This window comes from Tessaracoccus coleopterorum, from assembly GCF_011174705.1.
GTDB lineage: Bacteria > Actinomycetota > Actinomycetes > Propionibacteriales > Propionibacteriaceae > Arachnia > Arachnia coleopterorum.
Genome location: NZ_JAANIJ010000001.1, coordinates 786,488 through 809,428, shown reverse-complemented (window position 1 = coordinate 809,428; position 22,941 = coordinate 786,488). Strand labels below are relative to the sequence as shown.

18 protein-coding genes, 4 tRNA genes and 9 pseudogenes are annotated in these 22,941 nt (G+C 69.8%); 5 read left to right on the top strand and 26 right to left on the bottom strand.

Translation table 11 applies throughout. The annotated features are described in order from the left end of the window. Positions 1 to 495: 495 nt before the first annotated feature. From G7085_RS05120 to G7085_RS05040, 18 genes and pseudogenes are all read right to left on the bottom strand, one after another. Positions 496 to 726: a hypothetical protein gene (locus G7085_RS05120; protein WP_197510159.1), complete on the bottom strand. Its 231-nt coding sequence runs from the start codon at positions 724 to 726 to the stop codon at positions 496 to 498. 83 nt (positions 727 to 809) lie between these two features. Next, positions 810 to 883: transfer RNA gene (locus G7085_RS05115), tRNA-Phe, on the bottom strand. Between the two features lie 28 nt (positions 884 to 911). Then, a tRNA-Asp gene (locus G7085_RS05110) sits at positions 912 to 984 on the bottom strand. A gap of 162 nt (positions 985 to 1,146) precedes the next feature. Beyond that, positions 1,147 to 1,219: transfer RNA gene (locus G7085_RS05105), tRNA-Glu, on the bottom strand. Between the two features lie 112 nt (positions 1,220 to 1,331). Beyond that, complete coding sequence (locus G7085_RS05100; RefSeq protein WP_231979238.1) at positions 1,332 to 1,772, bottom strand: hypothetical protein; 441 nt, start codon at positions 1,770 to 1,772, stop codon at positions 1,332 to 1,334. Between the two features lie 215 nt (positions 1,773 to 1,987). After that, positions 1,988 to 2,416, bottom strand: coding sequence for an SH3 domain-containing protein (locus G7085_RS24275; RefSeq protein WP_331715928.1), 429 nt, complete (start codon positions 2,414 to 2,416; stop codon positions 1,988 to 1,990). 17 nt (positions 2,417 to 2,433) lie between these two features. After that, a pseudogene (locus G7085_RS32065) lies at positions 2,434 to 2,568 on the bottom strand (SH3 domain-containing protein); the annotation flags it as partial. Positions 2,569 to 3,010: 442 nt separating this feature from the next. Then, entirely contained in the window at positions 3,011 to 3,316 is a 306-nt protein-coding gene (locus tag G7085_RS05085) for a hypothetical protein (protein WP_197510156.1), read from the bottom strand. A gap of 529 nt (positions 3,317 to 3,845) precedes the next feature. Beyond that, a tRNA-Lys gene (locus G7085_RS05080) sits at positions 3,846 to 3,919 on the bottom strand. A 55-nt stretch (positions 3,920 to 3,974) separates the two neighbouring features. Beyond that, positions 3,975 to 4,651, bottom strand: a pseudogene (locus tag G7085_RS05075) (response regulator transcription factor). After that, positions 4,648 to 7,094: pseudogene (locus tag G7085_RS05070) on the bottom strand (DUF4118 domain-containing protein). Before G7085_RS05070 ends, G7085_RS05075 begins: the two co-directional pseudogenes overlap by 4 nt. 25 nt (positions 7,095 to 7,119) lie before the next feature. Continuing rightward, a pseudogene (kdpC, locus tag G7085_RS32060) lies at positions 7,120 to 7,708 on the bottom strand (K(+)-transporting ATPase subunit C). Positions 7,709 to 7,720: 12 nt separating this feature from the next. Continuing rightward, positions 7,721 to 9,694 (bottom strand): annotated as a pseudogene (gene kdpB / locus G7085_RS05060) (potassium-transporting ATPase subunit KdpB). A 219-nt stretch (positions 9,695 to 9,913) separates the two neighbouring features. Then, positions 9,914 to 11,195: pseudogene (locus G7085_RS36205) on the bottom strand (potassium-transporting ATPase subunit KdpA); the annotation flags it as partial. Beyond that, positions 11,114 to 11,407, bottom strand: a complete 294-nt coding sequence (locus G7085_RS29490) for a potassium-transporting ATPase subunit KdpA (protein WP_269452033.1) — start codon at positions 11,405 to 11,407, stop codon at positions 11,114 to 11,116. The gene G7085_RS29490 and the pseudogene G7085_RS36205, both read right to left, overlap by 82 nt. 70 nt (positions 11,408 to 11,477) lie before the next feature. Beyond that, a complete protein-coding gene (locus G7085_RS05050) occupies positions 11,478 to 11,570 on the bottom strand; it encodes a potassium-transporting ATPase subunit F (protein ID WP_197510155.1) in 93 nt (30 codons plus the stop codon). A 300-nt stretch (positions 11,571 to 11,870) separates the two neighbouring features. Then, positions 11,871 to 13,454 (bottom strand): patatin-like phospholipase family protein, encoded by a 1,584-nt coding sequence (locus tag G7085_RS29485; RefSeq protein WP_197510154.1) that lies wholly within the window; start codon positions 13,452 to 13,454, stop codon positions 11,871 to 11,873. Continuing rightward, positions 13,373 to 13,903 carry a patatin-like phospholipase family protein gene (locus G7085_RS05040; protein ID WP_331715482.1) on the bottom strand — a complete coding sequence of 177 codons (531 nt, stop codon included), beginning with the start codon at positions 13,901 to 13,903 and terminating at the stop codon, positions 13,373 to 13,375. The genes G7085_RS29485 and G7085_RS05040 overlap by 82 nt, the downstream gene beginning before the upstream one ends. Positions 13,904 to 14,053: 150 nt before the next feature. Between G7085_RS05040 and G7085_RS29480 the strand changes: the two genes are divergently transcribed. Both G7085_RS29480 and G7085_RS05035 read left to right on the top strand, forming a co-directional pair. After that, entirely contained in the window at positions 14,054 to 14,188 is a 135-nt protein-coding gene (locus tag G7085_RS29480; RefSeq protein ID WP_269451778.1) for a hypothetical protein, read from the top strand. A gap of 140 nt (positions 14,189 to 14,328) precedes the next feature. Further along, complete coding sequence (locus G7085_RS05035) at positions 14,329 to 14,532, top strand: hypothetical protein (RefSeq protein WP_197510152.1); 204 nt, start codon at positions 14,329 to 14,331, stop codon at positions 14,530 to 14,532. Positions 14,533 to 14,559: 27 nt separating this feature from the next. Here G7085_RS05035 and G7085_RS24255 read toward each other — a convergent pair whose 3' ends face one another. The 3 genes and pseudogenes from G7085_RS24255 to glyQ form a co-directional block, all read right to left on the bottom strand. Further along, the gene (locus G7085_RS24255; RefSeq protein WP_231979237.1) at positions 14,560 to 15,027 is read right to left on the bottom strand and encodes a hypothetical protein; all 468 of its coding nucleotides are present in this window, start codon (positions 15,025 to 15,027) and stop codon (positions 14,560 to 14,562) included. Beyond that, a pseudogene (gene glyS, locus G7085_RS24250) lies at positions 15,002 to 16,673 on the bottom strand (glycine--tRNA ligase subunit beta). The gene G7085_RS24255 and the pseudogene glyS overlap by 26 nt, the downstream one beginning before the upstream one ends. A gap of 213 nt (positions 16,674 to 16,886) precedes the next feature. Then, positions 16,887 to 17,752, bottom strand: a pseudogene (gene glyQ / locus G7085_RS05020) (glycine--tRNA ligase subunit alpha). Positions 17,753 to 18,149: 397 nt separating this feature from the next. Here glyQ and G7085_RS34145 point away from each other — a divergent pair. The 3 genes and pseudogenes from G7085_RS34145 to G7085_RS05005 all read left to right on the top strand — a co-directional run. Continuing rightward, positions 18,150 to 18,311 (top strand): annotated as a pseudogene (locus G7085_RS34145) (hypothetical protein); the annotation flags it as partial. A gap of 112 nt (positions 18,312 to 18,423) precedes the next feature. Next, complete coding sequence (locus tag G7085_RS29470) at positions 18,424 to 18,894, top strand: NAD(P)-dependent oxidoreductase (RefSeq protein WP_197510150.1); 471 nt, start codon at positions 18,424 to 18,426, stop codon at positions 18,892 to 18,894. Beyond that, positions 18,891 to 19,772, top strand: a complete 882-nt coding sequence (locus G7085_RS05005) for a cation diffusion facilitator family transporter (RefSeq protein WP_231979978.1) — start codon at positions 18,891 to 18,893, stop codon at positions 19,770 to 19,772. Before G7085_RS29470 ends, G7085_RS05005 begins: the two co-directional genes overlap by 4 nt. Positions 19,773 to 19,787: 15 nt before the next feature. Here G7085_RS05005 and G7085_RS05000 read toward each other — a convergent pair whose 3' ends face one another. The 5 genes from G7085_RS05000 to G7085_RS04980 all read right to left on the bottom strand — a co-directional run bounded on the left by G7085_RS05000 (position 19,788) and on the right by G7085_RS04980 (position 22,893). Then, positions 19,788 to 20,165, bottom strand: a complete 378-nt coding sequence (locus G7085_RS05000) for a hypothetical protein (protein ID WP_231979236.1) — start codon at positions 20,163 to 20,165, stop codon at positions 19,788 to 19,790. Positions 20,166 to 20,197: 32 nt separating this feature from the next. Then, entirely contained in the window at positions 20,198 to 20,536 is a 339-nt protein-coding gene (locus G7085_RS04995) for a hypothetical protein (protein WP_197510148.1), read from the bottom strand. 22 nt (positions 20,537 to 20,558) lie between these two features. Then, a complete protein-coding gene (locus G7085_RS04990; RefSeq protein ID WP_197510147.1) occupies positions 20,559 to 21,257 on the bottom strand; it encodes a hypothetical protein in 699 nt (232 codons plus the stop codon). 144 nt (positions 21,258 to 21,401) lie between these two features. Continuing rightward, entirely contained in the window at positions 21,402 to 21,776 is a 375-nt protein-coding gene (locus G7085_RS04985) for a hypothetical protein (protein ID WP_197510146.1), read from the bottom strand. A 631-nt stretch (positions 21,777 to 22,407) separates the two neighbouring features. Beyond that, positions 22,408 to 22,893, bottom strand: a complete 486-nt coding sequence (locus G7085_RS04980; protein WP_408647175.1) for an NUDIX hydrolase — start codon at positions 22,891 to 22,893, stop codon at positions 22,408 to 22,410. Positions 22,894 to 22,941: the final 48 nt, after the last annotated feature.

The following is a 22,941-nucleotide window of genomic DNA, read 5'->3' as shown; positions in this document are numbered from 1 at the left end:
GGCCGAGTGCCGCGACACCGGCAACGGTGCACCGGCCCCCGGCGAGGCACGGTCGAGATCGAGCTTGTGACTGACGCCAACAACGCACAACCTATTGCCACATTCTCTACCACCGAGGTCTCATCCGAAGCCAAGGCGACACTTACGGTTGAAGTCCCACTGGACGCACCCACGGGACCGGCGAGCCTTGTTCTGGACGGAATGGCCATCGCAAGTTTCACCATCAACGGATCGTAGTCTGCCGCGACCAGTGCTTGTGCGGACGAGGGACCGCAGAGGAACCAAAGTACAGGAGTGAACCCCGCTCAGAAAGACTGAGCGGGTTCTTTCGCCTATGCGATTAGGGGCGCCGGCCTCATCCTCCGGCACGTTTTGCATCGGCAAGGCCACGCAGCTCGTCCGCCTCGGCAGGATGGAGTGCGGCTAGGGCGCGGGCCACGCTGCACTCCATCCTGCTCGGTCACGGTGGACCCTGCCGCCGTCGATCCGCGAGACTCACTCGGCGTGCTCCGGCTCAGCGTCCGGCTGCACGTTGCTGGCCGCGACGGCACCAAGCGCGATGCCCAGATAGGCGAGCACTGCGATAGCGACGGTCAGCCATGTGGGCTGGTCGATGGTGGCCGTGGCGTAGGCGACCTGGGTAGCTCCGAGGCCGACACCGAGCAGGGCGTAGACCCAGTAGACGACGACCCGCACCTTGGCGGCTGTAGCCAGCGCTGTAGCCATTGCGGCGGTACCGGGGCGGGGTCACTGCGGTGGATGGTTACGCCTGGAAATGCGAAAACCCCTGTTTACCAGGGGTTTGTCTGTGGCCAGGGCCGGGATCGAACCGGCGACCTTTCACTTTTCAGGCGAACGCTGCTACCAGCTGAGCTACCTGGCCGATGGCCCAGGCGTTATGCCTGACCTAGCGACCCGACGGGACTCGAACCCGCGACCTCCGCCGTGACAGGGCGGCGCGCTAACCAACTGCGCTACGGGGCCAATTTCTTGACCTGCTGGGCTGTGCCAGCCCGGTAACTATATCGTGACTTCCGTCGAGATGTCACATCGAACGAAAGGCCTAGTCAGACCGGATTGCTGCACAGCTCTGATTCTTCCGGGCGGACGTGAGGTCTCCCTCCCGACCGCCCTTTCGAGCCAGAGCATCCCCAACGGGATTCGAACCCGTGCTGCCGCCGTGAAAGGGCGGAGTCCTAGGCCGCTAGACGATGGGGACCAGCGGATTCCAAGCATAGGGAACCGGCCGCGTGGTCACAAACCGCGGTCGGAAACAGGGACCGGGGCGTGGAACCCGTGGGTTCCACGCCCCGGTGTGGGGGATCCGAGGATCAGCCGTGCGTGTTGATGTGCACGTGGTCCTTGTGGTTGGCCGTGTCGCCGCCCCGGTTTGCCATGGAGCGCCAGCCTTCCTTGTTGCGGGCGGTCGACCAGATCTTCTGGTCGAAGATGATGTAGCTGATGTTGTACTCGCTGGCGTGCGCCCTGTAGTACTCCGCAATCTCCCAGCCGAGTGCCTTGTTGGACTTGTAGTTGGGGATCATCACGTCGACGGCGCGGCCGGCCGGGTGGTCCGGGGTCACGTCGCGGCGCCAGCCGTACATCGTCTTGATGGCGCTGTACCTGTTCCAGATGTCGCGGACGATGCGCTGCACGTTGGCGTTCGTCTGATCGAGGCCGCTGGAGTAGCCGCGGTTCAGGCTCGTCCCGTTTCCGCCCGATGCGCCGCCCGACGAGGGCGGGTCGTGGCCACGTACTTCGCGGTGACCCACTTGGAGGCGCCGTTGAGGATGATCTCAGCCCGCCCGTTCTGAACGGTTCCCGTTACCTGCAGCTCGCCGCCGCGGGGATCTCGCCGCTGTACTTCTGGCCGCTCGATGCCGCCCAGATGTTGAGCACGGTGGTCGCGTAGCGCTTGCTCGTCTTCGGGGGAGTCGGGGTCGAGGGTGATGAGGCGCCGCTGTCGACGGGGTGAGGTAGCTGGCGTTCACCCAGCGGACCGCGCCCTTGTAGACCACCTGGGCCATGCCGTTCTCGCGGACGCCGGTGACGTCGAAGATCGTTCCCTTGGGGCGTCACCGAGGTTGGTGAACTTGCTCGAGGAGCTCGTGCGGATCATCAGGGCGGTGGTGCCGCGCGCTTGGCCGGTGATCTTGGGAAGGTCGGTGGAGGAAGACTGCTGCGACGAGCTGAGGTAGGCGGTCGAGCCCCACAGAGTCGAGCCGCTGTAGGTGACCTGGGCGTAACCGCCGCTCACCTTTCCTGTGAGCGTGAGCTTGGTGCCCTTCTTGACGACCGTGGCGACCTTGTCCCTGGTGGACGGGCCTTGGCGAAGGTTGAGGTTGGCCGTCGTGTAGCTGGTCCCACCCTCGCCCTCGGTGGTGCCGTTCGAGGTCTCCGGGGCGGGGCGTCGGATGAGGAGCCCGAGACGTACGTCGAGGAGATGTAGGCGGTCTGGCCCTTGTAGGTGACCTTGGTCCAGCCGTTCGAGGAGCCCTGGCTCGGAAGGGAGGTGCCCTTTGCGAGGATGGTGAGCGACTTGTAGGAGGTCGACGGGCCGGTGCGCACGTTGACCCTGGTGGTTGTCGTCACGCTCCCGTTCACGGCGTCGGCCGACGGGCCGAGCGCCAGGGTGCCGACTCCCTGAACCAGAACTGCTACTCCGGCCGCGGCGGCGACGCCGCGTATGCCCCTGAGTGCTTTTCTCACGTCTCTCCTCAATCTGTGGGGTGAGACCGGACGTTCCGCTTCCCCGGGCCAAGGCCCCGCAACGTCCGATCGCTGCGACGGACATTAGGTAGCTGGTGCGGGGCCCGACAACGGAGGTTGAGAGTTTGCTGAGAAGAGAGGGAAGGGCGGTTGCGGCGTATTGCGTAAACAACATTGATGTGATTCATCGCGCTTCCCGGGCGGACTACATGGCTGTGACTAGGGAAGATGGGATGTTCTCAGGGCTGAGAGATGGCTGGTAATTGTGAGAAAACACTCAACACCCCAGGGGCAAGCCAGCTCAAGCCCCGGTTGAGGTTCGGGGTGGAGGTTGAGGTTCGAGGTTGAGGGTTGTCGCGTCAGTCGAGGGGTCGACCCAGCATCGCGTCGCCGTGCTCGACCAGCGCGCGGCGTGGCCCAGGACCTGCTCGGGCACGTACCCGGCCTGCAGGTCTGATGGCGTGACCGCCGTGGCTCCGGTGACCTCGGCGAGCCGGCGGCGGTCCCGGATCCCGGCCATTGCGGCCACGATAGGCACGCCGAGGGCCCGCCTGTTCGCGGCGAGGGTGGCCAGGACGTCCCGGTGGAATGCGTCGGCGACGATCACGAGCGGGGTCTCGGGGTCGCCCGGGATACCGGGTGAGGAGTTCCCGCATCGACTCGACGGCGCCGTCGACGATCAGCAGACTGGGGCACTGCCACACGGCGCCGCCCTCGGCCAGGGTGGCGAAGTCGGGTGAGGCGTGCCCGAAGGCGAACCCTTCGCCTGCGTGGGGGCCACTCCGTGGTGCCCGCGGCCGGGAAGGGGAGGGCGTCGATCTCATCCTGGGTGAGGTAGGTGGGGATGTGGCTGTCGACGGCCTCGTTCGACCTCAGCGGGGCGGGTTGGCCCGCTCCGGTGACCTGGCGCCGGGCCCGCCGGTCGAGCAGTAGCGCACCGGCCAGCAGGAGGCATCCCACGACGACGACTGCGGCCAACCACATCCACGGACTCATGCGCCCAGCCTGCCACCCCGCGGGGTCGCGCCGTCTTTCCGGGCTGCGACCCCTGGTGCAGGCCCACTCGAAGGCCCACTCTCAAGCCTGAGCGGCTCGCCGAGACGGCACCAAAGCCACTCCCACTGGGTCCTCAGCCGGTGCCCCAGCGGGGCTCGAACCCGCGACCCATGGATTAAAAGTCCACTGCTCTACCGACTGAGCTATAGGGGCGTTGGCATTCTAGCGGCATGCCGCCACCCGTGCGGGCCCACTGGACGACGATCGGGTCAGGGCTCCAGGCGGTAGCCCATCCCGGGCTCGGTGATCAGGTGCCTCGGGGTCGACGGGTCGGGCTCGAGCTTCTTGCGCAGCTGCGAAAGGTACAGCCTCAGGTATCCCGTGTCGCGGGCGTGCTCGGTGCCCCAGATGTGCGTGAGCATCGTCTGCCGCGTCACCAGTCGACCCGGATTCCTGGCGAGCAACTCCAGCACCTGCCATTCGGTGGGGTCAGCCGGATCGACCCGCCTGGTGACAAGGCGGTGCGGGCGGCGAAGTCGATCGTGACGGCGCCGATGCGCAACTGTGGCGGAGCGTCCGGGGCGTGCTCGGAGGAGCGTCGACCGAGCGCCCGGATCCGCGCGAGGAACTCGTCGACGGAGAACGGCTTGGTGACGTAGTCGTCGGCGCCCGCGTCGAGGGCCTCGACCTTGTCGGCCGAATCCGCACGTCCGGACACGATGAGGATCGGAGCGTCAGACCAGCCGCGGATCGCGTGGATCACCTCAAGCCCGTCCAGCCGAGGCATGCCGAGGTCGATGAGATACAGGTCGGGTCGGTGATCGATGGCCGCCGCGATGGCCGACTCACCGTCGGAGGCCGTCACGACCTGATACCCCTTCGCATTCAGGGTGATCCTTAACGCCCGCACGAGCTGCGGGTCGTCGTCGGCGATGAGGATCTTCATGCCGAAACCTCCTCAAAGTGTGCGATCGGGAGCGACACGACCATGGTGAGGCCACCGCCCGGGTGTCCTCGGGTTCGATGGTGCCGCCCATGCCCTCGACGAAGCCCCGCGACAGCGCGAGCCCCAGCCCCAGGCCCGTCGCGTTGTCCACGTCACCCAGGCGCTGGAACGGGACGAAGATGTCGCCGTGGCGCTCTGGCAGCACCCCCGGCCCGTGGTCGACGACGCGCACCTCGACCCGGTCACCGAACGCGCTGGTGGCCACCCGCACGTGGTGGCCGTAGCGCAGCGCATTGGTGAGCAGGTTCACGAGCGCGCGCTGCAACAGGACGGGATCGGCCGACACCTGGGCCGCGTCATGGCCGAGAGCCACCGTGACCCGCTCCGCATCAGGCCCCAACTCGCCGAGAGTGAGGTCGAGCACCTCGCTCAACTCGACGGGGAACACCTCGATGGTGAGCACGCCGGCCTGAAGCCGCGACACATCGAGCAGGTCGGTAACCAGCCTCGACAACGCGGCCAACGACTCGTCCGCCGTCGCGAGCAGCTCCGCCCGGTCGGGTTCGGAGAGCTCGAGTCCGGCCAGCCGCATCCCGCCGACGGCGGCCGTCGCGGCGGCAAGGGGCGCCTCAGGTCGTGGCTGAGCGCGGAGAGCAGGGCACCGCGTACCCGGTCGGAGGCGGCGATCGGTTCGATCTCGCTGGCCGCCTGCTCCAGGCGGCGACGCTCGACAGCCGCCCCGAGCTGGGCGACGACCACGCCCACCAGCCTGCGTTCGGAGGCGGGCAGATCCGGTCCGTGCAGCTCCAGGACGGCGTCGTCGGCCACCGGCAGGCGCGTCGCCTCGCCCCCGGGGTGCCAGCCGCCGCGATGGGCTGGCCACGGTCCAGCAGGGTCGCGCCCTCCAGCCCGAACGCCTCGACGAGCTGCGTCACGAGCGCCGTCAAGGCGTCCCCACCTCGGAGCACGTTCTCCGCCACACTCTGGATCAACTCGGACTCGGCCGCGGCGCGGCGGGCCGCCCGTGTCTTCTGCGCCGCGCGGTCGACCACGAAGCTGACGAGCACCGCCACCGCCGCGTAGAGCACGAGTGCCTGGGCGTGCAGCGGGTCGGCGATGGTGACCGTGTGCAGCGGATCGATGAAGAAGAAGTCGAGGGTGAGGCCCGACATGATGGCGGCGAACAGCGCGGGCCACCGGCCGCCCACGAGCGCGACGACGACCACCAGAAGCTGGTAGCTGAGGACGTCCCCGGTCATCGTCTCCGGCCCCTCAACGTCACAAGCGGCCAGGTCAGCAGCGGCCCACCGACCAGCGCGAGGGCGAAGCCGGCGACGCGGCGACGCAGCGACAACGCCCCTCCGCGGCGCGGCAGATGGTTCCTGCCCCCGGCCGCGGAGTGCGTCACGATGTGGACGTCGATGTCGCCGGAGTCGCGGATCACAGTCGAGCCGATCCCCGGCCCCGTCAGCGCAGCCACCAGCCGCCCCGACGGCTCGCGCCGAGCACCAGCTGCGTCGCGTTCACCGAGCGGGCCATCTCGATCAGGGCCTCGGGAATGTCCTCGCCGACCACCTGCCGGTAGCTGCCGCCCAGCGTCTCCGCCAGCGCGCGCAGCTCCGCGATGGCCGTAGGATTGCCGGGGCGCAGGCCGTCCTGGGTGGTGACGTGGACGGCGATCAACTCGCCGCCGGCGCGGGCCGCGATCCTGGCCCCGCGCCGCAACAGGGTTTCGCCCTCGGGCCGGACGGCAGCGCCACCACGATCCGCTCGCGGGCCTCCCACTTGGCGGCGAACCCGTGCTCGGCGCGGTAGTTCGTCAACGCCTGGTCCACCTCATCGGCCAGCCACAGCAGGGCCAGCTCACGCAGCGCCGTCAGGTTGCCGAGCCGGAAGTAGTTGCTGAGGGCGGCATCGATGCGCTCAGCCGGGTACACGAGCCCGCCCGCGAGGCGGTCACGCAGCGACTCAGGTGCCAGATCGACCACCTCGACCTGGTCGGCACCGCGCAGCACGGAGTCGGGCACCGTCTCGCGCTGCGGCACCCCGGTGATGGTCTCGACAACGTCGTTGAGCGACTCGATGTGCTGGATGTTCACGGCCGTGACGACATCGATGCCTGCCGCGAGCAGCTCCGCGACATCCTGCCAGCGTTTCGCGTTGCGTGACCCCGGCGCGTTGGTGTGTGCCAGTTCGTCGACCAGCGCGACGGCGGGGGCACGCGTGAGCACGGCGTCCAGGTCCATCTCGTCGAGTAGCACCCCCGGTGCTCGACGGCGTGGCGGGGCACCAGCGGGAGACCCTGCATCATGGCAGCGGTGGCGGGCCGGCCGTGCGCCTCGACGACGGCGATCACTACATCGACGCCGTCCTCGACGAGCTGACGGCCCTCGTCGAGCATGCTGTAGGTCTTCCCGACGCCGGGAGCGGCGCCGAGCAGCACGCGCAGCCGCCCGCGAACAGCCACCTCAGCCCTCCTGCCGGTCCAGCGCCAGGTTCAGTTCGACGACGTTGACGATGGTCTGCGACAAGTATCCACCTCCACTGGTGTGGGCCGTCAGGAGCTTCTCGACGGCGTCGCCGCTGAGGCCGCGGGCCCGGGCGACACGGGCGACCTGGAGTTGGGCGTAGGCGGGGCTGATGTCGGGGTCGAGCCCGGACGCGGAGGCCGTCACTGCGTCGGCGGGCACCTCCGAGGCCGGGACGTCGTTGAAGGCGGCGATGGCGGCGCGCCGGGCCGCGATCTCACGCACCAGGTCGGGGTTCCCGGGGCCGAGGTTGCTGCCGCCGGAGGCCCGCCGTCGTAACCGCCGGCGGAGGGCCGGGGCTGGAAGTAGCGGCCAGGGGCCGGCCCGACGCGTCGAGGAAGCTCTGGCCGACCAGCGACGAGCCCACGACGGTGCCGTCGGCGGCCCGCAGGAGCGACCCGTTCGCCTGCACGGGCAGCGCGACCTGGCCGATGACGGTGACGACGGCCGGGTAGACGAGGCCGAGGAGGACGGTGAACAGGGCGAGCGCGCGGAGCGCGACGCCGACCTGGCGGGAGACGGTGGTCATGGCCTGCTCGATTCAGAATCCGGGGATGAGGCGCACGAGCTGGTCGATGGCCCAGATCCCGATGAAGGGTGCGACGACGCCGCCCAGCCCGTAGATGGCGAGGTTGCGGCCGAGTATCCGCGCGGCCCCCATCGGGCGGTAGCGCACGCCGCGCAGCGCGAGGGGACGAGCGCCACGATCACGAGGGCGTTGAAGATGATCGCGGAGGCGACCGCGGAGGCGGGGAGTGGAGCCCCATGATGTTCAGGGCCGAGAGCCCGGGGTAGACGCCCGCGAACATGGCGGGGATGATCGCGAAGTACTTGGCCACGTCGTTGGCGATGGAGAACGTCGTCAGGGCGCCGCGCGTGATGAGCAACTGCTTGCCGATGGCCACGATGTCGATGAGCTTCGTGGGGTCCGAGTCGAGGTCGACCATGTTGCCGGCCTCCTTCGCGGCCGACGTGCCGGTGTTCATCGCGACCCCCACATCCGCCTGGGCCAGCGCGGGCGCGTCGTTGGTGCCGTCGCCCGTCATCGCGACCAGTCGACCGCCCTCCTGCTCGGCACGGATGTATGCCAGCTTCTGCTCCGGTGTCGCCTCGGCGATGAAGTCGTCGACGCCGGCCTCGCGGGCGATCGCGGCGGCGGTGAGGGGGTTGTCGCCGGTGACCATCACCGTCCGGATCCCCATCGAGCGGAGCTCGCTGAACCGGTCGCGCAGACCCTCCTTCACGACATCCTTCAGATGGACGACGCCCAGCACGGAGCGGTGCCGCGGCGCGCGGATGGCGACCACCAGCGGCGTGCCGCCGGTCCCGCCGATCTCGTCGGCAAGCTCGGTGGCCTCCGCCGACGGCTCGTCGAGCCAGGCCAGCACCGTCGCCGCCGCCCCTTGCGGATCTCGGTGCCGTCGATGAGATCGACGCCCGACATGCGGGTCTGCGCGGTGAACGGCACGGCGGTCGATCCGGGGGCCGGGTCCGGGGTGATGCCGAGCGACGCGGCGAGTTCGACGATCGAGGCACCCTCGGGTGTCGGGTCGCTGAGCGATGCGAGCGCCGCCGTCGCGGCGAGCTTGTCGACGGAGCCACCGGTGAGGGGCAGGAACCCCGTCGCCCGGCGATTGCCGTAGGTGATGGTGCCGGTCTTGTCGAGCAGCAGGGTCCCGACGTCGCCCGCCGCCTCGACGGCGCGCCCCGACATCGCCAGCACGTTGCGCTGCACCAGGCGGTCCATGCCGGCGATGCCGATGGCCGAGAGCAGCGCCCCGATGGTGGTCGGGATCAGGCATACGAGCAGGGCCACCAGCACCGTCAGGCTGACGGGCGCGGCCGCGTGCGACGCGACGGGTTGATGGTCAGCACCACGACGAGGAACACGATCGACAGGCCCGCGAGCAGGATCGACAGCGCGACCTCGTTGGGTGTGCGCTGCCGTACCGAACCCTCGACCAATGCGATCATCCGGTCGACGAACGTCTCACCCGGCTTGGAGGTGATGCGCACGACGATCCGGTCGGACAGCACGCGGGTGCCGCCCGTCACCGCGCTCCGGTCGCCCCCGGATTCGCGGATCCCGGGGCCGATTCGCCGGTGATGGCCGACTCGTCGACCGAGGCGATGCCCCAGATGATGTCCCCGTCACCGGGGATGATCTCACCGGCCGAGACGACGACCACGTCGCCGAGCTTCAGCTCCGACGATGCCACGTCGACGGCGGCGACCCGCTCCGCGGCCCCGTCGTCGGCGGGGCTGTATCCGTCGATCCGCCGCGCGAGCGTGGTGGTGCGGGTACGCCGGAGCGACTCGGCCTGGGCCTTGCCCCTGCCCTCGGCGACGGATTCGGCGAGATTGGCGAACAGGACGGTGAGCCACAGGCAGCCGGCGATCAGTGCGGTGAACGACGGCGGCACGGCGGCACCGCCCGACGGCGCGGGCCACCGAGGAACGGCTCGGCGATGGCGAGCACCGTGGTCAGTGCGGCGCCCACCCAGACGAGGAACATCACCGGGTTGCGCCACTGGGCGCGCGGATCGAGCTTGCGTACGGCACCCGGCAGGGCCGGGAGCCAGCGCGACGATGCGGTGGTAGGGGTCCGGCCGCGGGTCGGGGCCGGGTGATGGTGGTGGTCATCGTGTGAACCCTTCGGCGAGTGGCCCGAGCGTGAGCACGGGAAGTAGGTGAGTGCTGAGACGATCACGACGACGCCGAGCAGCAGGGTGACGAACAGGCCCCGGTGGGTGGGCAGGGTCCCGGCCGTCGGGACGGAGGGGTCACGTCGGCCAGCGAGCCGGCGAGCGCGAGGACGAGCGCGATGGGGATGAACCGGCCGAGCAGCATGGTGACGCCCAGGGCGGTGTTCAGCCACGGCGTGTCCGCCGTCAGACCCGCGAAGGCGGAGCCGTTGTTGTTGGCGGCCGAGGTGAAGGCGTAGAGCACCTCGGCCGTGCCGTGCGGTCCGGGGTTCAGAATCGAGGTGCCGGAGATCGACTCGCGGATGCCGGGCAGTGCGAAGCTCAGCGCGGTGCCCGCCAGGACGAGCGTGGGGGTCACCAGGATGTAGGCGGTGGCGAGCTTCATCTCGCGTGGCCCGATCTTCTTGCCCAGATACTCCGGGGTGCGGCCGACGAGCAGCCCCGCGACGAACACGGCGATGACGGCGAGCACGAGGAGCCCGTAGAGACCCGAGCCGACGCCCCGGGCGACACCTCGCCGAGCATCATGTTGAGCATCGGCACCAGGCCGCCGAGCGACGTGTATGAGTCGAACATCGAGTTGACTGCGCCGGTGGAGGTGCCGGTGCCCGCCACGGCGAACAGCGCCGAGCCGACGATGCCGAAGCGGCCCTCCTTGCCCTCCATCGCGGCCCCGCCAGCGCCGGGCGGTGCCCACGGCCGCCGACTCGATCGCCACCAGTGCCGCATAGGACCCGACGAACAGGACGCCCATCACCGAGAGCAGCGCGTAGCCCTGCCTCACGTCGCCCACCATCCGGCCGAACGCCCGGGTGAGGGACACCGGAATGAGCAGCATGAGCGCCACCTCGAAGAGGTTGGTGAACGTCCCGGGTTCTCGAATGGGTGGGCCGAGTTGGCGTTGAAGAAGCCGCCACCGTTGGTGCCGAGCAGCTTGATGGCCTCCTGCGAGGCGACCGGCCCACCTGGCAGCGTCGTGCCGGCGCCGGAGATCGACGCGATGTGGGTGAGGCCCGCGAGATTCTGCACGACGCCGGCTGCCATCAGCACGACGGCACCGATCAGCGCGATGGGCAGCAGCAGCCGCAGCACACCCCGGACGAGGTCGACCCAGAAGTTGCCGAGTTGGCCGCCCGAGCGGGCGGCGATGCCGCGCACGAGTGCGATCGCCACCGCGATCCCCACGGAGGCCGACACGAAGTTCTGCACCGTGAGGCCTACGGCCTGGATCAGGTTTCCCAACGTCGACTCCGGCACGTAGGACTGCCAGTTGGTGTTGGAGACGAAGGACGCCGCCGTGTTGAACGACAGATCGGGCGGTACCGCCCTGTGACCCAGCGACAGGGGAGCAGCGGCTGGATCCGCTGCAGGGCGTAGAGCAGGAGGACGCCCGCGGCGGAGAAGGCGAGGAGGCCGCGCAGGTAGGAGCGCCACGCCTGGCCGGCGTCCGCGTCGACGCCGACCACACGGTAGATCCACCGCTCGACGCGCCAGTGCCGCGGGGACGTGTAGACCCACGCCAGGTAGTCGCCCAGGGGCCGGTAGACCAGCGCGAGGGGACGGCCACGACGGCGAACGTCAGGACGGCCGAGATCATGCGAACCACTCCGGCCGGATCAGGGCGACCACGAGGTACGCGACGCCGGCGACGGCCAGCACGGTGGCGAGGAGTTCGAAGACGATCACAACCGCTCGACCCCCTCGCAAGGAGGCCGACGCCCACGAAGAGGGCGACGATGAGGATGACGAAGGTTGCGTCGAGCATGACTGCTCCCGAGGAGAGGTTTCCAGGTGCCCGCTCCGGGCATGCCTCAAGCCCACTCCTGCGGCGTCGCCGTCGGAAGCGCCCTAACGGATCCCACACGGGTCGCGGCCCGATCCTCACGCGCTCCTGCGGGAGGGGTCGGTGGCCGATCCTTTCAGCGGGACCGGCCAGAATCGGCTACTGGCCGATTTTTCCGGGAGTGCGGGAGGGGTCGGTGGCCGTCAGGTGAGGTCCCGAACCACCCGGGCCGGGTTGCCGACGGCGACCACGTTGGCGGGGATGTCGCGCGTCACCACGGAGCCCGCCCCGATCACGGAGTTGTCTCCGATGCTCACCCCGGGGCACACGATGACGCCGCCTCCGAGCCAGACGTTGTCGCCGAGCGTGATGGGGGCCGAACCCTCGACCTTGTCGCGGCGGGGTCCTGGAGCGACCGGATGGGTTGGCGTGAGGAGCTGCACGTTGGGCCCGATCAGGCAGTCCTCCCCGATGGTGATGGGGGCGACGTCGAGCGCGGTCAGGTTGAAGTTCGTGAACGTTCTGGCCCCGATCCGGATGTTCGAGCCGAGGTCGACGAACAGCGGTGGCCGGACTCCGACGCCCTCCCCGACATCGCCGAGCAGCTCGACGAGGGTGGCGTGGGCGGCGTCATCGCCGTCGATCACCTCGCGGTGGTAGCGGTCGGCGAGTCGGGCGGCACGCTGCGTGGCCTCGAAGATGCGCGGATCGTCGGCGATGTAGTCGTCTCCGTCCAGCATCCGTTGGTAGCTGGAGCGGGGATCGCCTGGGAAGTGGTCGGGCATTCCCGGGAGCCTACCGGGCCGCAAGCCCGGATCAGGGTGCCAGCCAGGGCGGGTCGATCGCGACCGGCACAGCGCTCGGCTCCCACGTGCTCCACCACTGCTCGGCCCCAGGGGGAGCGGGATGGCGCCGGCCGAGCGGACGGCGTCGCGCAGTTCTGTCTTGACCGACCGGAGCGCCGACAGCTTGCGCCGCTCGGGCGCCTCGCTCGCCAGGTACTCCCGCTCGGCCTGCACGCACCGCACGCGCAGCTCGGTGATCCGACGGTGCCGGGCCTCGGCGGAGGTGTCCAGGTGCAGGTGCTGCTCGGCGGCGCGGAACCAGCCGTAGGCCTCGTTGATGGCGATCAGCGCCGGGTCCACCGTCATGGCGTCGTGCACGCTCAGCTCCGGGTAGATCACGATCGACCCCGCCGAATGCGCGTACGCCAACTCGTCGCGTCCCGCCTCGTCGATCAGGATCTCGGTGGAGCGCATCACGATCGCGAACAGGTCGGCATCGGCCATCGAGGCGCGCCGCTGCACGCCGGTCGACTGCGAGCTGACGATGTAGTTGCGCGCGGCGCCGAGGTGGCCGATGGCCAGCTCGGCGGGCAGGTTCTCCCGGGCGCCGCCGTCGACGTAGGTCTCACCGCCGATCGGCACCGGTCGGAACACGGCCGGGATGGAGCAGGAGGCCAGGACCCCGGTGGTCAGGTCGTGGTGGGCGTCGTCAACCGGCTTGTTGACGCGGTCGACAAGGGTGCCGTCCTCGGTCATGAAGCGCAGCTCGCCCGACTCGAGGGCGACCATTGCGATGCGCAGGGTGGCGCCAGAGGCGGCGACCCGGGGCGGGAAGAACGTGTCCTCCCGCAGCAACTGGGCCAGCACCGGGCCGGGGCGGTACATCGACCTCGTGGACTCGAGGCCGTGGGCGATGGTGTTCAGGTCGCTCCCGAGCCGCGGGAGTCGGCCCAGATGGGTGGCGATCCCGGACAGGGTGGCCAGCGACCACTCCGAGCGCACCGGCGACGCGTCATCGGGGCGAGCGCGAGCTCCAACGGGCTCGGCGGCTCGTCAGGTGAGCGGGGCGAGACGGGGCTCGCGGGGCTGCTCCGCAGGAACGGCAGCAGCGCGGGGCGCGGCTTCGGCGGCGCGGGTTTGTGTTCGGTCCGCAGCGGCTTGACGATCTCCAGCCACTGCGGGCCCTCGGTCGCGAGGCGGTCGTACCAGGGACGCGGGGTGAACATGTCGCCCGCCGAGGTCATGGAGTCCCAGATGGCGCGCAGCTTCCGCAGGTAGGCCCGCTGGCCGTCGGGGTCGTCGGCCTGGGCCAGCGCCGCCGCGATGATCGACCCCGCCGAGGCACCCACGAAGATCGTCGGGGTGAACTGCTCGTCGTGCGCGTAGAGATATTCGAGCGCCCCCAGTTGGAAGCTCGCCCTCGAGCCGCCGCCCGACAGCACGCAGGACACCACCTCCGCGCGCGGGTGAGAGAGAAGAAGGGGAGTCCGAACCAGCCCTTACCTGCCATGGCGCACAGCGTAGCGACAGTGGAAGCCCGACGGGGTGCGCGGCGGGGCACTTTCAGCCGCGTCGCTACTCTGGGGCCCATGACGATCGACGTGCAGGACCTGTTGGAAGATGGCTACATCGAGGGGATCGACCTGGATGGGGTCGCGTTCGGAGGGCCGGAGCGACACGGCCTGCGGTTCCTCGACAGCCGGTTCACAGGGGCCGACCTCGACGGGCGCGACTGATCGGCTGCAGGCTCGTCGATGTCGAGTTCGACGGTGCCCGCGCGGCCGACCTGTCGCTCGCGAAGTCGTCGCTGCAGGACGTCACCATCTCCGACTCGAGGATCGGGGCGGCGCAGGCCTTCGGCGGCACCTGGACGCGGGTGCGGATCCTCGGAGGCAAGATCGACTACCTCAACCTGCGCGGCGCCACGATCAACCGGCTGGAGATCGACCGCGCCGTCGTCGGCGAGCTCGACCTGTCCGAGGCGAAGATCGAGGTGCTCAACTTCGTCGACGTCACCATCGGCAAGCTGGTGCTGACGAGCTCGCGCAACAGGCGCCTCACCCTCAAGGGGCACGGCTGAACGGGCTCGAGTCCAACCCGGAGGGCCTCAAGGGGTCACCATGACCGGTGACCAGGTGCAGGAGCTCGCGCCCGTCCTCGCTGACATCCTCGGGATCCGGATCGCCTGAACAGGTCCTGAAAAACGGCGGAGGGCCGCACCCGACGGGTGCGGCCCTCCACCGTGCAGGCCGGATCGGCCCCGCTCAGCCGAGCGCGATGTCGAGCGCCTTCCAGTCGATCCCGGCCGGGCGGATTCCAGCAGTGAGGCAAGCAGGCCCTGTCGGGCCGCGCGCACCGACGCGTCGTCCGCGTTGACGAGGATGTCCTCGAAGAACCGCTCCGCCGCGTCGACGGCCGATGCGGTCGCCTCGAGGAGGTCGCCGAGCGGCAGGCCCGCAGAGCCCTCCGGGAGCCCGGAGACGGCGCCGGCGAGTGCGACCTCCGCCGGCTCCGTCAGGAGGGCGGCATCGAAGCCCGCGGTGACGCCATCAGGGAGGATCCGCGAGGTGCGCACCAGCGTCGCCACGAGGCGACCCAGGCGCTCGTCGCCCTCGAGGGCGGACAGCTCGGCCAGCAGCCGCGCCGCGCGCCCGGGGCGTCGGCCGCGGGCAGGATCGCCGTGACCAGGTCGGCCGGGGTGCCCTCGTCGCGCAGCAGCTGCGCGAAGCGCCCGATCGTGAACTCGAGCGCGGAGTCGACGGCGTCGGCCGCGATCTCGACGCCCTGTTCGGCGAGGCGGGCGACAGCGTCCTCGAGGCCCGCGCGGACGGTGAGCGACTCGAGCGGGTGCCCGCCGACTCGCGCAGGATCCGCACCACACCCAGGGCGGCGCGGCGCAGGCCGAACGGGTCGGACGAGCCGGTCGGCTTGGCACCCAGCGCGAACATGGCGGCCAGCAGGTCGAACCGGTCTCCCAACGCGAGCAACGCGCCGGGCGTCGAGGCGGGGACGGGTCGGCCGAGGTGTGCGGCTGCTCCATCTCGTACAGGGCATCGGCGACGGCCTGCGTCTCACCCTTGCGGACGGCGTACTCGCGGGCGACGAACCCGGCGAGCGAGCTCATCTCCACGACGAGCTGCGTCGCGAGGTCGAACTTGGCCAGTTGCCCGGCGCGATCCAGCGTCGAGCGCTCGACGCCGACGAGGCCGACGCGGTCGGCGAGCCTGCCTGCGACATCGGCGATGCGGCGGGCGCGCAGACCGACCGAGCCGAGGCGGTCCTCGAACGTCAGCTTCTCGAGCCCGGGCACGAAGGTGTCGACGTCCTCGGCCTCCAGGTCGGAGTTCCAGAAGAACAGCGCGTCCTCGTAGCGGGCGCGGATGACCGACTCGTTGCCCGCCCGGACGGTGTCGTCGTCGCACAGGCCGTTGGCCATGGTGACGAAGTGCGGGGCGAGCTTCCCGTCGCGGTACACCGGCAGGTAGCGCTGGTGTTTGCGCATCACGGTGGTGAGGATGCGCTCGGGCAGGTCGAGGTAGCGCTCGTCGAAGTTGCCGAGCACGCCGTGCGGGTCCTCGACGAGGTTGGTGATCTCGTCGACCAGCGCGGCCTCGCCCTCGACGTCGACGGTGCCGCCGACGCCCGTGGCCAGCGCGGTGGCCTGCTCGACGATGGACGCGCGGCGCCGGTCGCTCGACAGGGCGATCGCGCCCGAGGCGAGGGTCGCGAGCAGCTCGTCGGCGCCGGCGATCGTTACGCGGCCGACGAGGGCGCCGTCGGAGCGCCTGCCCGACTCCTCACCCACGACGGGGCGCTGGAGGTAGGTGGTGCGGCCGGCGGTCACGTCGGAGATCACGGCGGGCACGACGGCGCTTCCCACAGGGCGACCAGCCAGCGGATGGCGCGGGAGAAGGAGAGGGCCGGGTCGTTCCAGCGCATGTTCTTCTCGGCGCGCAACCCGGTGACGACGTCGGAGACGATGGCCGCCATCACATCGAGGACCCCTCGGCCCTCCACTGTGACGGCGACGGCGGCGTGCTCGTTGCCGCCGATCTCGGCCTTGATGACCTGGTCGGCGGTGACGCCCTGGCCGCGCATGAAGCCCTCGAGCGGCCTGGTGGGGTTGCCGTCGGCGTCGAAGGCGGCCGACCACTTCGGGCCCTTGCGCAGCTGCTCCGCGTCGGGCTCCGCGGCGGCGAGGCCCTCGACGGTGGCGACGATGCGGCGGGGCGTGCCCTCGACCGTGACGGCCCGTGGGTCAGGCGGGTCGCGGCCAACTTCGACGTGAGCGCCTCGCGGACGGCCTCCACGGTCTGCGGCACCACATGCGGGGAAGCTCCTCCACGCCGATCTCCAACGCGAACGTCTGCGGCGTGTCGGGCAGCTCGGCCGGGGCCGCCTCCGGGTGGCGGGGCGTCGGGGCCTGCTCGCGGGTCAGGGGAACCCGAGCTCCTCGCGTCGCTCGATCCAGAGGATGGCGGTGTCGCGCATCAGGCGGCGCATCGTCGCGAAGGCCTTCGCACGCTCCGTGGTGGAGATGGCGCCTCGGGCGTCGAGGACGTTGAACGCGTGGCTGGACTTCAGGATGTAGGAGTGGGCGGGCACGGGTAGGCGGGCCTCGACCATGCGGGTGGCCTCGCCGACGAACGTCTCGTACAGCTTGCGGTTTGCCTCGACGTCGGCGTCGTCGAGGTAGTAGCGGCTCATCTCGTATTCCTGCTGCCCGAAGGCCTCGCCGTAGGTGACGATGCGGCCGTCGGCGGCGGTGGCGTAGGCGATGTCCTTGAAGTGCGTCACGCCCTGCTGTGCCATCAGGATGCGCTCGACGCCGTAGGTCAGCTCGACGGGGATCGGGTCGAGGTTCTGGCCGCCCACCTGCTGGAAGTAGGTGAACTGGGTGATCTCCATGCCGTCGAGCCACACCTCCCAGCCGAGGCCCCATGCCCGATGGCCGGCTGCTGCCAGTTGTCCTCCACGAACCGCACGTCGTGCTTCGACAGGTCGATCCCGAGGGCCTCGAGCGAGCCGAGGTACAGTTCCTGCGGGTCGCCGGGCTCCGGCTTCAGGATCACCTGGAACTGGGTGTGTGTCTGCAGGCGGTTGGGGTTCAGGCCGTAGCGCGAGTCGTCGGGGCGCACCGAGGGCTCGACGTAGGCGACGTCCCAGGGCTCGGGTCCGAGCACCCGCAGCACGGTGGCCGGGTTCATGGTTCCCGCACCCACCTCCGTGTTGAACGGCTGCCACGTGAGGCAGCCCTTCGAGGTCCAGTAGTCGGAGAGTCGGCGTAGGGCATCTTGCATCGTCAGCACCCCAGCAGATTACCTACTTCCGCTGCGGATCGCCCATCCGGTATGTGACATGCTGGAACCGACGACACCCGAACATTCAAGGAGCATCGTGAAGATCCTGGTTCCGAGGGCCTACCGGGCGCCCTGCCCGAGATCGATGACGCAGAGATCGTCATCATCGACCAGACCGTTCCCGTCCCAGACGAGCACCTCGACGCCGAGGTTCTCGTGGCTTGGGGACAATCCAACGAGGTGCTGCGCGACTCGGCCGAGCGGCTGACCGACCTCAAGCTGATCCAGGCCTTCCTGGCCGGCCCGACTCGATCGTGGCGGCGGGCTTTCCGGCCGAGGTCCCATCGCCACCGGCGTCGGTCTCCATGACGGCCCCGTCGCCGAGCACGCCCTCGCCATGACCCTTTCGCTGCTGCGGCTGCTGCCGCTGGCGGTGCAGAACGCCGCCCGCCACACCTGGGACGTGAAGCACGCGGGCGCCATGAAGACCCGCGCGGATGACGGCCGCGTCACCACCCTCGACGGTGCCCGCGTCACCATCTGGGGCTACGGCTCCATCGGCTCCACCTTCGCGCCGCTGGTGAAGATGCTCGGCGCCGAGGTCACCGGGTGGCCCGGACGGCGGGCGACCGCGACGGGTCCCCGTCGTCACCGAGGACGGCCTGGCCGAGGTGCTGGCCGACACCGACGTGCTCGTCATGATCCTGCCGAACCACCCGTCGACCGCGGGCGCGATGAACGCGGAGCGGTTCGCGGAGCTCAAGCCGGGCGCAGTGCTCGTCAACGTCGGCCGTGGCAGCACCGTCGACGAGGACGCGCTGGTCGCCGCCCTGGAGTCGGGTCGCCTCGCGGCCGCCGCGATCGACGTCACCGCCACGGAGCCGCTGCCCGCCGACTCGCCCTTGTGGGACCAGCCCAACCTGCTGATCACCCGCACATCGCGGGAGGCCGGCCGCAACACGGGATGTGCTGCTGGCACACAACGTCGCCGCCGTCCGCAACGGCACCGAGGTGCGCAACCTGGTGCGTCGCTGACGCGGAGAGCGACCCGGGTCTGCCGTCGGCACCCGGGTCGCTCCCAGATTTGGCCTCCCGTGTGGGGCGGGATGATTGAAACCGTGACTTCCCCCGCGTCGACCTGACCAAGTTCGCCTGGCTGTCCATCGCGGCCGCGCTCGCCACGATCGCCCTGAAGACGGTCGCGTGGCGCATCACCGGCTCTGTCGGCCTGCTCTCCGACGCCGCCGAATCGGTTGTCAACCTGGTGGCCGCCATCGTCGCGTTGATCGCACTGCGCATCGCGGCCAAGCCGGCCGACAAGAACCATCACTTCGGCCACTCGAAGGCCGAGTACTTCTCGTCGGCCGTCGAGGGCGTGATGATCTTCGTGGCCGCCTCCGTGATCCTGGTGTTCGGCATCCAGCGGCTCCTCGACCCGCAGCCGCTCGAGCAGGTGGGCATCGGCCTGCTGATCTCGATGGTTGCGGCCGCGGTCAACGGCGTCGTCGCCGTCGTGCTGATCCGGGCGGGCCGGCGCCACAACTCGATCACACTGCGCGCCGACGGCAATCACCTGATGACAGACCTGATCACGTCGGTCGGCGTCGTCATCGGCGTGGGGCTCGTGTGGCTCACCGGCTGGGAGATCCTCGACCCGATCGTCGCGATCGCCGTCGGCCTGAACATCCTGTGGACGGGGTGGCGGCTCGTGTCGGAATCGACCGCAGGGCTGATGGACGAGGCGCTCCCGAAGGAGACCAACGAACGGCTGCGGGAGATCCTTGCGGCCCGCTCCAGCGACCAGATCGACTTCCACGCCCTGCGCACCCGCGTCTCCGGCGCCCGCGCCTTCATGGAGATGCACATGCTGGTTCCGGGCGCGTGGAGTGTGAAGAAGGGCCACGACGCGATGGAGGATCTGATCGACGAGATCCGCTCCGAGTTCCCGGACCTGCACGTGACTGGGCACCTCGAGCCCATCGAGGACCCACGCAGCTATGAGGACCAGCACCTCGACTGACCGGGCCCGGTCAGCTCACCTGCACCTCGACGGCATCGCCCCGGCCGCCGGCCCGATCAGGATCACGTCGGCTCCGGTCGCACCGTCCACCATCCGATCCAGCTCGGCAGGTGCCCCGAGGAGCGCCTGCGGCCGGATCGGGATGCGCGTGCCGGCAGGGATGTCACTGGCCGTCACCAGTGAGGTCGCCCCGCTCCACCCACGGATCCAGTGGTACTCCCGCAGCCTGTCGTCACCCAGATAGGAGACGGTGACCGCATCCTCTGCCCGGTGGTACTCGATGGCGGTCACGGAACCCTCCAGACCGGAGGACTCCAGCTCGGTGATCAGCGTGGCCAGTGCCCTGCCGTCCACGGGTTCGCCGAGCGGCGGCAGTTCCCGGTCGTTGAGCATGGCGTAAGAGGCCTCATCGCAGTGGGTCACCGTCAGCAGCGCCTCTGGGAGAGGACCCGCACGTCGACCTCGCCCCATCCCGGGCACCGGTCGAGCTGGGCTTCGGCCCGGGCGAGGCTCGCGGCCAGATCGAAGTCTCTGCCGAGCACCCAGGGGCCGCCCTCGGTGCTGGGTGTCGCCTCATCCGGTCTCTGCCTGACGGGATACAGGCGTCGCTGCCTGGTGTCCCGACCCTCCAGGAGCACGACGTCGGCGCCGATCGAGTAGCCGACGACCCGGGTGCCGTCGCCGATCGCCTCGCCGAGGACGGCGGCGGCCGCCTCGCGGGCGGAACCCGGTTCCGGCGGCGTCGCCTGGCAGCCTGCCGTCATCAGCAACAGTGCGGTGAGAGCGCTAGCCGCCGACGTGCTGATGGAAGAACGCATCCGCCTCCGCTCCCGCTCCGAGCTCGTTGTTGATGTAGTTACGGATGCTGCGGGTGAGGGCATCGCTCATCTTCCCTGCGGCGCTCTGCCCCTGCCCGATCGCGGTCTGGAGGCTCTCGGCCAGCCCGTTGAGCGCGGTCGACTGGACAGCGGAGAAGTGCGGCAGGTCGATGATCTTGATCGGCAGCACGGCGGCCGCATCGGCGGAGACCTTCAGCTCGGCCAGGTCGGAGCTGAGATCGTCCCAGTACGCGATGTGCCTGCGGAACCACTCGGCGTCCGTGATGATCTCATCGCGCGTGGGTCCGGCCGGGTTGTCCTTGTTCGTCGCCACATTCTGCGGGTCGGGCCAGCTTCCTCCGGGGCCGATGCCGTCGAGGTCGTTCTCCAGCAGGGTCGTCTGGATCACCGAGTCGACGGCCGCCGCCAGCAGCCGTCCCTGCTCGTTGACGCGCTGGTAGTAGATGTCGCGCTCCGACTTGACGGTCTGCAGCAGCCCCTTCGCGGCGTCGATGTAGCCACCGATGCTGGTGTAGTCCTGGGCCATCGACAGGAGGGCGTCCAGGTAGATCTGTTCCTGTTGCAGGGCAAGATCTGTGAAGGACGCCATGGTGTCGGTGATCTCGGTCAGGAACGCGGAGCTGTTGGAGATCAGGTCGCCGAGCACGCTCCGCGCGGTGTCGGCCGCCGTCCGCTGGGTGCCGATGGCGCTGTCGTAGCCTCCGGAGGCGGTGCTCAGCCAGGTTTCCCCACGGACGGGATCTCGTTGGCATTCGAGGGTAGTAGATGTTGGCGAAGGAGTTGTCGACGCTCAGCCAGTCCCTGAGGAAGTCACCGAGATCGGTCGGGATCGTCGACAACTGCGCCTGTCGATCCATCTGCGCGGTGTCCGTGGTGTTGTATTCGGCAGCCGCGGCCTCCACCTGCTCGCGTGCCTTGCCCTGATCGGGGTGGTCGTTCTCCCTGATCGTGTGCCAGAACTTCGCCATGCCGCCCGGTTCCGAGTCGCTCGAGTAGCCACCGCTGGGCAGAACGGCCAGGATTCGCACGTCCAGCGCTTGAAGGCGCCGATGACGGACTCCTGGTTCTTCATCTCCGCGTCGACCAGATCGGCCTGCAGGGTGTAGGTCTCCTCGAGGTCGGCGATCAGGTCGCCGATGGTTCCGAGGGTCGCTTCGATGGACATCGTGGCTTCCTCCTTTACTTCTCGACAAGGTAGCGGCGGGCGGCCGCGTAGCGGCCCTCGCCTCGGTCAGGTCCGGATCAGGCTCGACGTCTTCCACCAGCGGCAACTGCGCCAGCGCCTCCATGATCGAGTCGCAGATGGTCTGCACCGTCGCCTCCTGTGCCCAGGGCGCGTGGAGGAGCAGCTCGGAGAACCGGCCTCCGCGTGCGACCACCTCCACGTGGTTCTCGACGGAGACGCGCCTCGCCTCGGGACGCGTCACCTGGCCCGCGCGCAGCCGCTCGAGATAGCGGCGGGTGGCCGCCCGGCCGGCCCGGTTCTCCGCGAGATACCCGGCGACCGCGGCCCGGGGAGCGACACCGCCCGGAGTTCCGCTCGGGCAGGCTCGGGCAGGGAGGAAGCCCCATCCGGATCAGTCGCGTGATGGTGGCTGCCAACTCCTCCGCACCCATGCGGTTCTTCCAGAGGTTCGAGACCCGGACCGCGTCCACCTCTGTCCCGGTGAACTCCACCTCGACGGTGCCGGTCTCGTCCACGAATGTCTGTTCGCTCACTAAGCCCTCCCTGCTCGGTAGGATCCTAGGGCCCGATCGGATCACCCGGACCCGATGCCGGGCGTGCGCCGTCTCCGTCAGCGGAGCGACCACAGCCCGGCCGCGACCAGCGACCCGAGCTCGGGCGGGACGGAGGCGAGATCGAACCAGGCGACGTCTTCCGACTCATCCGATGCGTGCGGGACGGCGTCACCGGGCACCCGGACGGCGAAGCGGATGTCGAGGTGCTCATGGCAGGAGAAACCTCCGCCCAGCACGTGGGCGTCCAGTTCCGCGGGGACGAGGTCGCCGTCGATCGCGATGCCGCACTCCTCGACGCCCTCACGCCGGGCCGCCTCCGGGATCGAGGCGTCGCCCTCCTCGATGTGGCCGCCGGGCTGCAGCCAGCGTCCCGCCTTGCGGTGGAAGACGAGCAGCACACGCGTCAGGTCCTCGCTGAACGGCAGCAGGCTCGCCGTGAAGTGGACGGGGCCGCCGTCCTTGCGCAGCGCGGAGGCTCCGCCGCGCGCGAAGTCCAGGTAGCGGACAGCAGGAGCGCCTGCCCACCGTCGGCCGCGGGCCAATCGGAGAGCAGACGCACCAGAGAGTCGTGGATCCGGCTCACAGGCGAC